The sequence below is a fragment of the Psychrobacter nivimaris genome (assembly GCF_904846365.1).
Lineage (GTDB): Bacteria > Pseudomonadota > Gammaproteobacteria > Pseudomonadales > Moraxellaceae > Psychrobacter > Psychrobacter nivimaris_B.
Map to the genome: position 1 here is coordinate 1 of NZ_CAJHAL010000051.1, position 13,544 is coordinate 13,544.

General features: G+C 42.4%; 11 protein-coding genes. 9 read left to right on the forward strand and 2 right to left on the reverse strand.

Annotation, left to right across the window (positions count from 1 at the left end):
* On the forward strand, nt 1-879 hold an 879-nt coding region (locus tag JMX63_RS14650; RefSeq protein ID WP_201573026.1), incomplete at its 5' end, for a YadA family autotransporter adhesin.
* A 129-nt stretch (nt 880-1,008) separates the two neighbouring features.
* Here JMX63_RS14650 and folE read toward each other — a convergent pair.
* On the reverse strand, nt 1,009-1,605 hold the full coding sequence (gene folE, locus JMX63_RS13795; RefSeq protein ID WP_227673346.1) for a GTP cyclohydrolase I FolE: 597 nt from the start codon (nt 1,603-1,605) through the stop codon (nt 1,009-1,011).
* Nucleotides 1,606-2,146: 541 nt separating this feature from the next.
* Here folE and JMX63_RS13800 point away from each other — a divergent pair.
* On the forward strand, nt 2,147-2,956 hold the full coding sequence (locus JMX63_RS13800) for an enoyl-ACP reductase FabI (RefSeq protein WP_201573030.1): 810 nt from the start codon (nt 2,147-2,149) through the stop codon (nt 2,954-2,956).
* Between the two features lie 135 nt (nt 2,957-3,091).
* Nucleotides 3,092-3,790 carry a YoaK family protein gene (locus tag JMX63_RS13805; RefSeq protein WP_201573032.1) on the forward strand — a complete coding sequence of 233 codons (699 nt, stop codon included), beginning with the start codon at nt 3,092-3,094 and terminating at the stop codon, nt 3,788-3,790.
* A 64-nt stretch (nt 3,791-3,854) separates the two neighbouring features.
* On the opposite strand, the gene JMX63_RS13810 is transcribed toward JMX63_RS13805, so the two are convergent.
* Complete coding sequence (locus JMX63_RS13810; protein WP_167669405.1) at nt 3,855-4,019, reverse strand: hypothetical protein; 165 nt, start codon at nt 4,017-4,019, stop codon at nt 3,855-3,857.
* A gap of 390 nt (nt 4,020-4,409) precedes the next feature.
* Here JMX63_RS13810 and JMX63_RS13815 point away from each other — a divergent pair, with 390 nt between their 5' ends.
* The 6 genes from JMX63_RS13815 to JMX63_RS13840 all read left to right on the forward strand — a co-directional run bounded on the left by JMX63_RS13815 (nt 4,410) and on the right by JMX63_RS13840 (nt 13,324).
* Nucleotides 4,410-5,831, forward strand: coding sequence for an SLC13 family permease (locus tag JMX63_RS13815; RefSeq protein ID WP_201573034.1), 1,422 nt, complete (start codon nt 4,410-4,412; stop codon nt 5,829-5,831).
* A gap of 158 nt (nt 5,832-5,989) precedes the next feature.
* Nucleotides 5,990-6,988 (forward strand): alpha/beta fold hydrolase, encoded by a 999-nt coding sequence (locus JMX63_RS13820; protein ID WP_201573036.1) that lies wholly within the window; start codon nt 5,990-5,992, stop codon nt 6,986-6,988.
* Nucleotides 6,981-7,775: a metallophosphoesterase family protein gene (locus JMX63_RS13825; RefSeq protein ID WP_201573038.1), complete on the forward strand. Its 795-nt coding sequence runs from the start codon at nt 6,981-6,983 to the stop codon at nt 7,773-7,775. Before JMX63_RS13820 ends, JMX63_RS13825 begins: the two co-directional genes overlap by 8 nt.
* 85 nt (nt 7,776-7,860) lie before the next feature.
* Complete coding sequence (locus JMX63_RS13830; protein WP_102091714.1) at nt 7,861-8,451, forward strand: DUF1543 domain-containing protein; 591 nt, start codon at nt 7,861-7,863, stop codon at nt 8,449-8,451.
* Nucleotides 8,452-8,610: 159 nt separating this feature from the next.
* Entirely contained in the window at nt 8,611-12,843 is a 4,233-nt protein-coding gene (hrpA, locus tag JMX63_RS13835) for an ATP-dependent RNA helicase HrpA (RefSeq protein WP_227673347.1), read from the forward strand.
* Nucleotides 12,844-12,883: 40 nt separating this feature from the next.
* Nucleotides 12,884-13,324 carry a hypothetical protein gene (locus JMX63_RS13840; RefSeq protein ID WP_201573040.1) on the forward strand — a complete coding sequence of 147 codons (441 nt, stop codon included), beginning with the start codon at nt 12,884-12,886 and terminating at the stop codon, nt 13,322-13,324.
* The last annotated feature ends 220 nt before the right edge of the window (nt 13,325-13,544 follow it).

Here is a 13,544-nt window from a genome sequence, read left to right on the forward strand (position 1 = left end):
GCCCAGGGTGATAAAGGCGACATCGGTCTGACTGGTGCTACTGGCGCCCAGGGTGAACAGGGTGTTCAAGGTTTGACTGGTGCTAAAGGCGAAGCAGGTAAGGATGCTAACATCAATGTTGCTGTACAGACCTCTAATAGCACAGCCACACCAGCCCAAGCGACAGGCAAAGATGCTATCGCGATAGGTAATGGTGCAGTAGCTGAAGGCAGTCAATCTATTAGTATCGGTGTAGGTAATTTGGTAACAGGTAAAAACTCTGGCGCGATTGGTGACCCAAGCACAGTCAGTGGTTCAGGCAGCTATAGTTTTGGTAATAATAATACGGTAACTGGCAACAACACGGTCGTTTTAGGAAATGGCATTAGTACTGCAGTCAACAACGCAGTCGTTGTTGGAAGTGATTCAACATCAACCCGTGATAACACAGTGTCAGTTGGAGCAGCAGGTAGTGAGCGTCAGGTGATCAATGTGGCTGATGGCACACAGAATACAGATGCAGCCAATATCAGACAGTTGAATACCGCAAAAATCAATGCTGTAACCGAAGCTAACACCTATACTGATAACAAATATGATGTTTTGAATAGCAGCTTTCAAAGCTATGCTAACGGTGTAAATCGTCGAGTTGATGATGTGGAAAAAGCTGCAAATAGTGGTGTGGCGATCTCTTTAGCGACACAGCAGGCTATTCCTAATCTCAGCCCAGGTAATGTGGCTGTGTTTGGCGGCATGGGTCATTATGAAGGACAAAGCGCTGTTGCTATTGGTGCTGCCACTATGTTAGATAATGGTCGAACATCAGTCAGCGGTGCATTTGGTTTTGCTGATTCAAGATTTGGTGGAAGAGTTGGTGTGTCTTATATATTCGGTCAATAAGCATTTTTTAGTTCATTCCTATATTAACCTATTGTAATCACACAGTAGGTTTTACCTAAACAAAAAGGACGCTTATGCGTCCTTTTTATTTGGTTGTTATTCACAACAGCCTAATCAATTAACAGCGACTTAAAACGCTGGTTGACGTTTAGGTACCGCACCCAAAAATTCATTACGGGCTTGATTGTCGTGTTGATATTCACCAAGCATCGCGGTACTACGCGTGGTTGAATGTTGTTTGCTAACACCGCGCATCATCATACACATATGCGATGCATCCATGACGACTGCTACACCGCGGCAGCCAGTAACATCCATAATGGTCTGCGCAATCTGCTCACTTAGGTTTTCTTGTATTTGCAAACGACGGGCAAACATATCGACGATACGGGCAAATTTTGACAGTCCCAGTACTTGGCCGTCAGGTAAGTAGCCGATATGAGCGACACCATGGAACGGTAGCATATGATGCTCACACAGTGAATAAAACTCAATGTTCTGTACCAGTACCAGCTCGCGATTCGCTGATGGAAACACAGCATCATTGACCACTTCATCTATACTTTGATGATAGCCTTGGGTCAGATGGGCAAAGGCCTTTGCAGCACGTACAGGCGTATCTAGCAAACCCGGACGATCTAAGTCTTCGCCAGTTGAAGCAATCAGTTGGCGATAAGATTCGGTACTTTCTTTATAATCTGGGGTTATGATGGGGGTGTTACTCATAAGTTTGGCAGCCATCCAAAATGTGGGTGTAGCTTAACGTTGAATCCTATCATGTGAGGATTCTTATAAAAATTGTGCAAGCTGGGAAGGGCTGTGATTATACTCGAAATCTGCTGAACTTCATACTGCTGTGGCTAGCAGTTGAGTCTTTAATCAATAAAGGAGCGTTTGGTGCTTAATCGAAACGGTTGTAGTGTTAATATTCGAAGTGCGATTTTTTCATAAAATAAGCAAACTACTATAGCCTGAGTATTTTATCTTGAAGCGTTGATGCTAAAATGCAATCTAATAACTCACGAAAAACTCTCATTGTCGATACTACTTCAAGTGATAAGTTGCTATTAGTCATTTTGACGTTATTAGTTGTTTGTATCAGTCGATCTAATAACAAGAACCAAATACAGTTTACGACTGTTTACTTAAATTAATTCGTGTATAATAACTCATCTTTTCATTTGTACTATTTAGTAGTCTCAATCTTCTAATTACTCTAAATAAATTCTTATTCTAAATCATCTCGATTGATTCAAAAGGAAATCTTATGCTATTGCAAGGACAACGATTTGTCGTAACTGGCATCGCAAGTAAACTCTCTATCGCTTGGGCTATCGCAGAAGCGCTGCACCGCGAAGGGGCATCACTAATTCTGACTTACCCGAATGACAAAATCAAAAAACGCGTCGATATGGCCGCTGAAAAATTTGAAGCAGATTTGGTTCTAGAATGTGACGTAGCTTCTGATGAGTCAATTGCTGCGTGCTTTAAGCAAGTGACTGCTCATTGGGGCGACGGTATTGATGGTGTGGTACATGCCATTGGTTTTGCACCGATGGATCAGTTGGATGGGGATTTTGTTAGCGCAACGACTCGTGAAGGCAGTCACATCGCGCATGATATCTCTAGCTATAGCTTCGTTGCATTGGCTAAAGCGGCTCGTGAATTACTAGCGATGCGCCATGGTTCTATGTTGACACTGACTTATGAAGGTAGCATTTCAGTATTGCCAAACTATAATGTCATGGGTATGGCAAAAGCCAGTTTAGAAGCCAGTGTTCGTTATTTAGCAACGTCTATGGGTGGCGAAGGTATCCGTGTTAATGCGATATCTGCAGGTCCTATCCGCACGCTAGCGGCTAGTGGTATCAAATCTTTCCGTAAAATGCTCGATATCAGCGAAAAAATTGCGCCATTACAACGTAATGTCAATCAGATGGAAGTAGGTAACGCAGCACTATTCCTATTATCTCCGTGGGCATCTGGTATCACGGGTGAGATCATGTTTGTTGATGCAGGTTTTAATACCGTCGCTATTAGTGAGCAGTTGATGATGCTGGATGAGCCAGCGCAATAATCATTTAAGTATTTTTTGCGTTGATGGTCATTACCAATGATTCACTCAGCTATTGAAATTGAAAAGGCAGCCAATTGGCTGCCTTTTCTCGTTATACTATGAGTCTTTTTGGCAGTAGACCTTTAGGTGACAAATATGATAACCAAGTTACCAAAGTGGATATTGTGGGGTGGGGCAGTATTGGCATTTAGCGCCGGCTGCGTGAATACAACCGCATTGATGGGATTTGCCAATTTATCAGTCTCGCATGTCACCGGTAATGTCAGCTTGTTTGCAGCAGCTATCGCTTATTCAGACGCCCACAGTATTTTGTATATCGGAGCGCTTTTGCTGTCTTTTTTGGCAGGAGCGATATTGAGTGGTTTTGTCATTGGGCAGACATCCTTAACACTAGGCCGTCGTTACGGGCGTGCGCTATATTTTGAAGCAGCATTACTAATAGCTGCCTACTGGTTATATCAGCAGCATGACTATCTCGGACAATTGGCAGCAGCGATGGCCTGCGGATTACAAAACGCGATGGTAGCCACTTATAGTGGAGCAGTTATTCGCACAACTCATTTGACAGGACTGACATCCGATATGGGTGCAGCAATCGGTAACTGGCTTGCGGGTCGCTCCATTAGTAAGCCGACATTGGGCTTTCAAGCCATTATTTGGTATTGCTTCTGCGGTGGCAGTACAGTAGGGGCTTTTTTGTTTGCCAAAGTTGGCTATGATGCGTTGTTTGTACCCATCGCAATCGTTCTAACAGCAGCATTTATATATAACTATGTCTCCAATCACTTGCCAGAACAAAGAGAAACAAAACTAAAAAAGCGCTCATCATCATGACAAGCGCTTCTTATTTTTGCTGTTAATACTAGATAACTGGCTTTATCTGCCGTTCTGCCATCTTTTATTTTGCGCCTTCTTCTTGATGATCTTCATGCTCATGCATACCTTGCATCATATCTAGCGCTGAGTCGTCAGTACGCTGTTGATCTTCTTTGGCCAGACTATCTTGATTGATGTCTTTTGGCGCCATTTTTGTGGTTGCATCGGTTTTATTTGCATCTGTCATAGTGTCATTCCTCTTGTTTTTATTGATGATTATCTATCTAACCCTAAAATTATGTGGTATCGGTTTTTACTTGTATAGCCCCAAATGATGAATGTTTGAATGCTTTATGTAATTTTTATCAACCAAGGCGTCCATTCAAAGCAGTGAGAACAAAGTAGTGAGAGAGCTACTATTGAAAAATCTCACAAAGTCGAGAGGTGATTATCATTAACGAATCAAACAGATATCCTAAAAAAACAAAATTAATCAAAATGTATTCATATATAAGTTATTCTGATATGATATTTTCGCGCGTAATGTTCGCTATATGAATATCATGATGTCTTATAATAAGTGTGTGTTGCAATAACTTTGACTTCATACTCACTTTGGATGCGATAAGGATAATTTATGTCAGAGAAAAAGCTGGATAGCCATATTCCTGATGATGGTAACGAGTATTTATTTACTGATACCTTCCCAAAAGGTACAGGAAAAGGGTTAATTGTGGTCGCTATTGCCGCGATTATTGCGTTGATTATTTATAATGTGTTGCCGTTCGATATCAATGCTAATAAAGGTCTCGCAGTCCTGTTTTTCATTGGGGTGCTTTGGCTTACAGAAGCTGTGCACGTCACCATAACAGCGCTACTTGTCGTAGTAATCGGTGCCTTGGTTGGCATACCAGACTTCGATGCTGAAATCGGTCTGCAAAGCTTTGCCAATCCTACTATTTATCTATTCTTTGGTGGTTTTGCCTTGGCAGCAGCATTGCATGTGCAGCAGCTAGACAAAAAAATCGCACTAAAGATTCTATCGATGTCTGGTGGCAAACTGAGTACAGCTGTATTTTTGATATTTGGTGTGACGGCATTTTTATCGATGTGGATATCAAATACCGCTACGGCTGCGATGATGCTCCCGTTGGCACTCGGTATCTTGACGCAAGTTGATCGTGAAAAAGACCGCGGTACGTTTGTATTTGTACTATTAGGTATTGCTTATTCAGCAAGTCTGGGTGGTTTGGGTACGATTGTTGGTTCGCCGCCCAATGCCATTGCTGCAAAAGCACTCGATATTGCCTTTGTAGACTGGATGAAATTTGGTATTCCAATGATGTTGGTACTATTACCAGTACTGTTGGGTGCGATGTATGTGTTCCTAAAGCCGAACCTAAATCGTACTATTGTCCTCGTTGATGATGCGCCGATTGCTTGGAACAAGCCACGTATCGTCACTATCATCGTCTTTATCGTTACGGCATTGAGCTGGATATTCTCCAAAAAGATCGGAGCAGCTTTAGATATCACGGATACTGATGCTATCGTTGCACTAACAGCAGCGGCAGCAGTAGTGAGCTTAGGGCTAGTGTCTTGGAAGCAAGTATCAGACAATACGGATTGGGGTGTGCTCATGCTTTTCGGTGGTGGTATTGCGCTATCGACAATTCTGAAAGTATCTGGGGCGTCTTTGGTACTAGGGGAAACTGTAGCAACTGCGCTGTCTTCTGCACCACTTATCATTGTGATGATGGCAGTCTCAGCATTTATTATTTTCTTGACAGAATTTGCTTCCAATACTGCCTCGGCAGCATTGTTAGTGCCTGTATTTGCCGCTATTGCAGAGCAGATGGGTTTGCCACATGAGGTGCTCGTATTGGTCATCGGTATTGGTGCATCGTGTGCGTTTATGTTGCCAGTTGCCACACCGCCAAATGCTATTGTGTTTGGTACAGGTTTGATCAAGCAAACAGAAATGATTCGTACAGGTATCATATTAAACATCATTGCTACTATCGTTATCGGGCTATGGGCGTACTTTTTCTTGATATAATCAAGTAGTCATTAAAATCCTAGTCATATCTGCTTAGTATAAATGAAACCCCAATGTTCAAGACAAATTGAACGTTGGGGTTTTTTATCGCTTATCATACGAGCTAGCGGTATAGAATGTTTATTATTAACGTCATCTTATTAAATGGATTTGATCATATGACACAGTATTTATTGAAAGCAACTGTTCTCATAGTGCTAGGCGCAATTGCCGTGTTAATGGTATTTATAGCAAAATACTGGGCACCTGATCGTACCGTCGCTGAGCTAAAACAATGGCAACTACCCAACAGCGAATTTATAGACATACAAGGTATGCAGGCGCATGTAGTGCAGTCAGCTAACTGTTATAAAAATCGTGACAATGCAGCCGAAAAAAACCGACCCGAAACAATCGTTTTATTGCATGGTACATCGGCAAGTTTGCATACATGGGAGGGCTGGACCAAGGCGCTGTCTGATCAATACTGTGTCGTGAGCATGGATTTGCCAGGGTTTGGTTTGACCGGTCCTTATGTGGACGAGAGCACACAATATAGCAGCGAAAATTATGCGGCGTTTGTCATTGAAGTACTTAATCATTTGAAGCTGGACCGTGTCACGCTAGCTGGTAATTCATTGGGAGGCAAGGTAGCGTGGCGTACTGCAGCTTTGTATCCTGAGCGTGTCAATCGATTGATATTGGTAGATTCAGTTGGTTATCCAGCAACGCCCAAACATATTCCTATTGGTTTTAAACTTGCTAAATATCCAGCGATGTCACCAATTTTAAATCGCATCCTACCCAGAAGTGTTGTTGAGAAAAGCGTTTTAAGCGTGTATGCCGATGACAGCAAAGTCGATGAGGAGTTGATTAACAGATACTATGAATTGACCCTACGTAAAGGTAATCGGCAGGCTTTGAGTCGTCGCCTAAATGAAACTGATGATGAGAGCGATCAAGCTCAAATAAAGCAGCTAGACATGCCGACTTTGATCTTATGGGGTGCAAAAGATGATCTTATTCCTGTAGGAAATGCCGCGTTATTTCATAGAGATATACGTAATAGTCAGCTTAAGATATTTGATAACTTAGGTCATGTACCGCACGAAGAAGATCCGTTAGCAACCGTTGACGTTGTAAAGCAGTTTTTAATTAGTGAGTCAGGAAATGGATAACTTAGAAAAGAAACAGATAACAACCATCGCTGCGATTTCAGATATTCATAGTAATGTCTACGCTCTTGAAGCTGTGCTTGCCGATATAAGATATCGAGATGTTGATCGGATTGTCAATCTTGGTGATATTTTATACGGACCAATAGCGCCTCATGCTACCTATGAGCTATTAATGGCAAATCGAGATGATATTATTACCATTAGAGGCAATCAGGATAGGCAGATTTATGAAGCTACTATGGCAGAAATTGCTAATAATCCAACCATGGGTTTTATTATCAAAGATCTCTCTAAAAAAGCGATTGAATGGATGCGGTCTTTACCATTTGATTTTCATGTCAGTGAGGATGTATACCTCTGCCACGGTTCGCCGACCGATGACATGATATATTTACTAGAGGATATCGAAACGGGTCAACCAATAGTGCGTAATGATGCGACTATATTGGCGTTACTTGATGGTATTGATAATGATGTTATCTTATGTGGTCATACACACATCCCGCGTACAGTAGTACTGTCGTCAGGACAAACTATTGTGAATAGTGGTAGCGTTGGCTATCCAGCTTACGAAGACGATTTGCCTATTATTCATAAGATGCAAACTTATTCGCCTCATGCTAATTATGCTCTTATCAAATGTATTGAGACTCAACAAGGTAAACATTGGCAAACTGAGCATGTCAGGGTCGCTTATGACCATGAAGCAGCAGCAAATATGGCTCTAAGAAACGGACGTGAAGATTGGGCATTTGCATTGAAGACGGGTAGAGTGATTCCAGTATGACAGTACTTAAAAACGTTCTATCCTAGCAATGACAGCATTACCTTTAGATTAACTATGGGTTTTTATTTAATAGAGATTACGTAAAATGCTAACACTATATATGGTTCAATTGGGCGGCCGTCCTAAAGGCCGTCTGATTGAGCAACACGATATTTTCTTTGGTGCAGCCAGTCAAGTGAGTGACTTGATAGGAGATATCAATGAACATTGGCCTGAGGTAAAAAATAAATGGCATATTGATTCGTATCGAGCGATTGCCAAAGTGGGTAGTTATGCCATTAAGTTAATTGAACCAAGTCAGCAATTAAAGGCTGCTGCTGACTTAAAGTTATTCTTTATCAATCTAGGTGGCTATCAGCAGGACAGTTTTGAAGAATTCCATTATAAGCTACTCATCGTTGCACCTAACCAAGCTGACGCGATCAAACAAGCAAAAAAAAGTGATTTTTATAAGCAATCTACTTTTAAAGATAAAACGTCACCTTTCAATGCAGCTTCTCATATTGATGATAAGTTTGCAGTAGATATAGATGACATATATAACGTAAATGATCTTATCTCCAATGTTCAGCTTTCGATTGAGCCTATTAGTGATACAGATGAGCTGAATGCTAAAGAAGACAAAGAGTACGTCGGCTATCTAAGCATCAAGAATTTAAAGAAATTGGCGCTATAATAGATTTATCTAAATTTCATAAAAGTAACTCAATACACGCTTGATTAAATAAACCTAATGGACAGCTTACGAGAGCAATCAGGACTCGACTAACTTGAATCATACCCCAATTACCCCCATAATCTAACCAATTCTACATAATAAATAGCCTAAGCAAATATGCCCAATACTTCTAAGCCCAATATTCCTGAAAACAGCGATTCAGATACATCTACTGTAAATGAAACTCAAGATACTAAGAAGCCAGCAGTACCACTGGCGGATCTACCAGTACTTGCCAAGGATAGCTATTACTTAAGCCGTCTTGAACGTGAGCTGGCACGTGCTGCTGTGCCTAAGAATAAAAAATCTAATCATGATTCTGAGCAAGAAAAGAAGCTAGATGATGTACTCGCTAAAAAACGTGCTCAGTACGAGAAAATAAAAATGCGTTCTCAAGAAGCTGTGCAGGCACGTATCGACAGTATTCCAAGTGATTTACCTGCCAAACTAAATCTAGATCTGCCTGTTAGCCAGCGCGCAGAAGACTTAGTACAAGCGATTATCGATAATCAAGTCATTATTGTCGCTGGTGAGACCGGTTCTGGTAAAACGACGCAGCTGCCTAAGCTTGCAATGCTAGCAGGGCGCGGTATTACAGGGCAGATAGGACATACACAGCCGAGACGATTGGCTGCTCGTAGTGTGGCAAACCGTATCGCAGAAGAGCTGGGTGAGCCATTAGGTAATACTGTCAGTTTTAAGATTCGCTTTAATGAGCAAGGGACAGCACAATCTGTTGTAAAGCTCATGACGGATGGTATCTTACTCGCTGAGTTGGGTCATGATCGGTTTTTGAGTAAGTACGATACTATTATTATCGATGAGGCGCACGAGCGTAGTTTGAACATCGATTTTATTATGGGTTATCTCAAAAAGATGCTGCCCAAGCGCCCAGATTTAAAAGTTATTATTACCTCGGCGACCCTTGATACTAAGCGCTTTAGTGAATACTTCAGCCGTTATGACAATAAGCTCAAACGGCAAGTCCCTGCACCTATTTTTAATGTAGAAGGGCGTAGCTTTCCAGTAGAAGTCCGTTATCGTCCTTTGACAGATGAGCCAGTGAATAGCTCGGAAGATGACAGCTACGATGATTTTGAAGAGAACCTGCCGCGTGCTGTGGTTGCCGCTGTCGAAGAGTGCTTTAGCGACGCGCAGAGTAAAGGTCACGCCGATCAAGCTGATATTTTGATATTTGCTGCGACTGAAGCGGAGATTCGTGAGACGCAGGAAGTTCTTGAGCGTCATGGCCCGCGCCATACAGAAGTATTACCACTGTTTGCACGGCAGACTTACGAAGAGCAGCAGCGTATCTTTCAGCCGTCGGGTCGAGGTCGCCGTATTGTTATCGCGACCAACGTTGCTGAGACTGCATTGACCGTGCCGGGTATTCGCTATGTGATTGACTTAGGTTTTGCGCGGATTTCGCGTTACTCGTATCGCTCGCGCGTACAGCGTTTACCGATTGAAGCAATTTCCCAAGCAGCGGCTAATCAGCGTAAAGGTCGCTGTGGCCGTGTCGCTCCAGGTGTTTGTATTCGTCTTTATAGTGAAGAAGATTTTAGTGGCCGCCCTGAGTTTACTGAGCCTGAGATTCTACGTACCAACTTAGCGTCAGTAATCCTACAAATGGCCAATCTACGTCTAGGTAGTGTGGATGATTTTGAATTCATTGAGCCGCCTGATAGCCGATTGGTCACTGACGGTCATAAATTGCTAGATGAATTGGGCGCTATTACTTCCAAGAAAGATGCCGCTGCTCAGGACAAAACCAACAAGCCAAAAGCGAGAAAAGGACTTGATCACCTGCGCTTGACAGCAACTGGTCAGAAAATGGCACGTATGCCAATCGATCCAAGGCTGGCACGTATGCTAGTGGCTGGTTCTGATTTTGATTGTATTCGTGAAATGCTGATCGTTGTGGCCGCGCTCGCTGTACAGGATCCACGCGAGCGGCCTGCTAATAAACGTACGCAAGCGGATCAAAAGCATGCGGTCTTCCGTCAAGACGACTCTGACTTTTTGTTTTATCTGAGTCTATGGAAAGCGCTGTTTGAAAAAGATGAAGACGGCAATAAACTGTCTGGTAATCAACGTAAGCAGTTTGCTAAGAAAAACTATTTAAGCTTCCCGCGTGTACGTGAATGGCATCAGACGCATCGTCAATTGGTACAAATGGTCACTGAGCTGAAGTTAACGGATGTCAATGAGTCAAAAGCTTCTGATAAAAATGTGGCTGTTAATGATCCAACAGCGATCGAAGACGAAGAGTTAAAAGCGGTCAAATATGCCAATCTGCATAGAGCGTTGTTAACAGGATTGTTGTCTATCATCGCGCATAAGACTGAAAGCCGCGGTGAGTATTTGGCTGCGCGTCAGCAAAAGGCCAAGATATTCCCAGCTAGTACGGTGTTTAAACAAATACCACCTTGGGTGATGGCGTTTGAAATGGTGGAGACTTCACAAGTCTTTATGCGTACTGTTGCCAAAATTGAACCAGAATGGATTATCTCAGCAGCAGGTGATTTGCTGAAATATCATTACTTCGAACCACACTGGTCCAAGAAAACAGGACGCGTCAAAGCCTACGCACAGATTAGTCTGTTTGGACTGATTATTATTAGTAAACAGCTGACCAACTATGAGCAAGTCAATCTGGTTGAATCACGAGAGATATTTATCCGTGATGGCTTGGTAACTGGTAACTTTGGTCGCAATGCACCATTTTTGCAACATAACATGGATAAGATTGCTCATGTTGAGCGTATCGAAGACAAGCTGCGCCGCCGTGATTTATTGGTAGATGAGGAGACGCTCTATCAGTTCTATGATAAGAAAATCCCTGAGCACGTTGCCAGTCGCAAAGCGTTTGAGGATTGGCGTGCAGAAGTCGAAAAGCATGATGCCAAGCATCTATTCTTTACTGATGAAGATGTACTTAATAGCCAAGCGCCGACCACAGGGGACTTCCCAGAAGTGTGGAAGCTGGGCGATTTAAAACTGCCGCTCCGCTATATCTTTGATCCAGCCAGCGATGATGATGGTGTGACCATACGTGTACCGCTTGCCGCATTACCGCAGCTCGACGCGATTGAGCTACTGTGGGGTGTGCCTGGTTGGCGCTATGAATTGGTATTGCAGCTGCTCAAGTCCCTACCAAAGGAGATACGTCGTCAAATCGTACCGATACCCAATACCGCAGACAGTTTGTTTGATGAGTTGCAGCCAAAGGGTGGACAAGGATTGCTGAAGCAGCTGTGTCAGGCATTACATCGTCGCGGTATTATGTCGGTGACGCCAGAGAACTTCAATCCATCTACGATTGATCGCTATTTACAGCCACAAATCTGTGTGGTCGATGAGAAAAACCGTATCATCGAAAAAGGCCGTGACCTGCAAACCCTACAGATTCGTCATGCATCTGAAACCAGTCAAGCGGTAAATGAACAGCAAGGCGTGCATACTGAGTTCCCTGAGCATTTTGCTTTTAGCAAAAACCATCATAGTGCAGGCGTGGTGATGAAACAGTTTGCGGCGCTCGTCGCTGATGAAGCGGGAGAAGCTGTATCGATTCATCAATACACTGATGTCAATGCAGCACTTCAAGCACATCGTATCGGGGTACTGACTTTAATCAAAGGCAAACTTGGTGCAAAGAAAAAGCAGCTAACGAGCCAAATCGATAGTATATTTAAACTGGCATTTGCGCCACTTGGCGACATGGATAAACTCAAAACGATCGTTATAGATGCTGCGTTAGACGCGGCTCTCGAAGAGCACTACGTCTTATTTGATCATTCTGAGAATTTACCAGAAAGCGCCGATGATATCGCAGTTGGATTGAGCGAGGAGCTACCGTTTACCTCTGAAGAGTATACCCAGACTCTTGAAGTGGTGGTGAATAACTTCTTATTAACTGGTCAAAGCGTTATCAAAACGCTTAAGAATGTCTACACTCGTTGGCAACGTATTCGCCAAGGGTTGCTGATGCTAGATCGTGAAATATTTGGTGAGTCTATCGATGATATCGAAGATCAGTTAGAAGATTTACATTTGGCTGATTTTGTTTATCGGATGGATTACAGCCATTGGCAACAGTACCCACGCTATCTTGAAGCGTTACAGATTCGGCTAGAGCGTCTGGAGCACAATCTCGACGCCGACCTCGATGGTGTTTATGCTCTTGACTTGCATATGGAACGGCTAGCAGGACGTGCGGACAAAGAAGCCATCAGTGAGTATCGCTGGATGGTGGAAGAGTATCGTATTCAACTGTTTGCCCAGCCTATGAAAACTCGTATGGCAGTATCGCCCAAGCGTCTAAGCAAGATGTGGGATAAGGTGAGTTAGAAGGTTGTATATAATTCTCTTTAATTGTGAGGTTTATAAAATGTTTCTAACTATAATTGCAGGTGTCACAATTTTTGTCATAGGTCAGTTTATTTTAAAGTTTATTTTAGAACCCATAGTAGGGTTAAAAGAAACACTTGGAGAAGTTTCATCTCTATTTCTTCGAGAACAATCGGGCTTTATAAATGATAATGTCAATAAGGATGTACAAAATGAAGTTATAAGATTATCTTCAATGATGTTGGCAAAGAAACAAGCTATTTTACTTTATAGTGTTTTTGCAAAAATATTGAGAATGCCAATCGAATCAAATCTTATTGAAGGTTGCCGTAGTTTGAATTTGATTTCTTATCTCGTTATAAAAAACTCTTCAGACACATTACAGAGAAAGTCTCATACACGGGAAATATATGAGGAAATGAAGTTAGTAAGTAAGCATTTAAAAATCCATATTACATATAGTGAGCGGATTGAGACGTGATATAAAAGATCTTATCAGGTATTTGTTTAGAACTTTAATGCACAAATAGAAAGTTTAAGTTAGCAAGCACTAATCTAGCCGAGCCCATCCCGAATTCTGTGTAACTGCCATTTAGATTAAATGCCTGCTTATACGGTCATCAAACATAATCATAAAGCGATTCAAAGCAGACGTCCAGTTACGGATGGGCATCGACCACTTTTTGGATGCCTGCTGGGTG

Bases quoted from the DNA above. Each gene is read 5' to 3' on its own strand.
- folE (WP_227673346.1), bottom strand. From the start codon at position 1,605: ATGAGTAACACCCCCATCATAACCCCAGATTATAAAGAAAGTACCGAA.
- JMX63_RS13800 (WP_201573030.1), top strand. From the start codon at position 2,147: ATGCTATTGCAAGGACAACGATTTGTCGTAACTGGCATCGCAAGTAAA.
- JMX63_RS13805 (WP_201573032.1), top strand. From the start codon at position 3,092: ATGATAACCAAGTTACCAAAGTGGATATTGTGGGGTGGGGCAGTATTG.
- JMX63_RS13810 (WP_167669405.1), bottom strand. From the start codon at position 4,019: ATGACAGATGCAAATAAAACCGATGCAACCACAAAAATGGCGCCAAAA.
- JMX63_RS13815 (WP_201573034.1), top strand. From the start codon at position 4,410: ATGTCAGAGAAAAAGCTGGATAGCCATATTCCTGATGATGGTAACGAG.
- JMX63_RS13820 (WP_201573036.1), top strand. From the start codon at position 5,990: ATGACACAGTATTTATTGAAAGCAACTGTTCTCATAGTGCTAGGCGCA.
- JMX63_RS13825 (WP_201573038.1), top strand. From the start codon at position 6,981: ATGGATAACTTAGAAAAGAAACAGATAACAACCATCGCTGCGATTTCA.
- JMX63_RS13830 (WP_102091714.1), top strand. From the start codon at position 7,861: ATGCTAACACTATATATGGTTCAATTGGGCGGCCGTCCTAAAGGCCGT.
- hrpA (WP_227673347.1), top strand. From the start codon at position 8,611: ATGCCCAATACTTCTAAGCCCAATATTCCTGAAAACAGCGATTCAGAT.
- JMX63_RS13840 (WP_201573040.1), top strand. From the start codon at position 12,884: ATGTTTCTAACTATAATTGCAGGTGTCACAATTTTTGTCATAGGTCAG.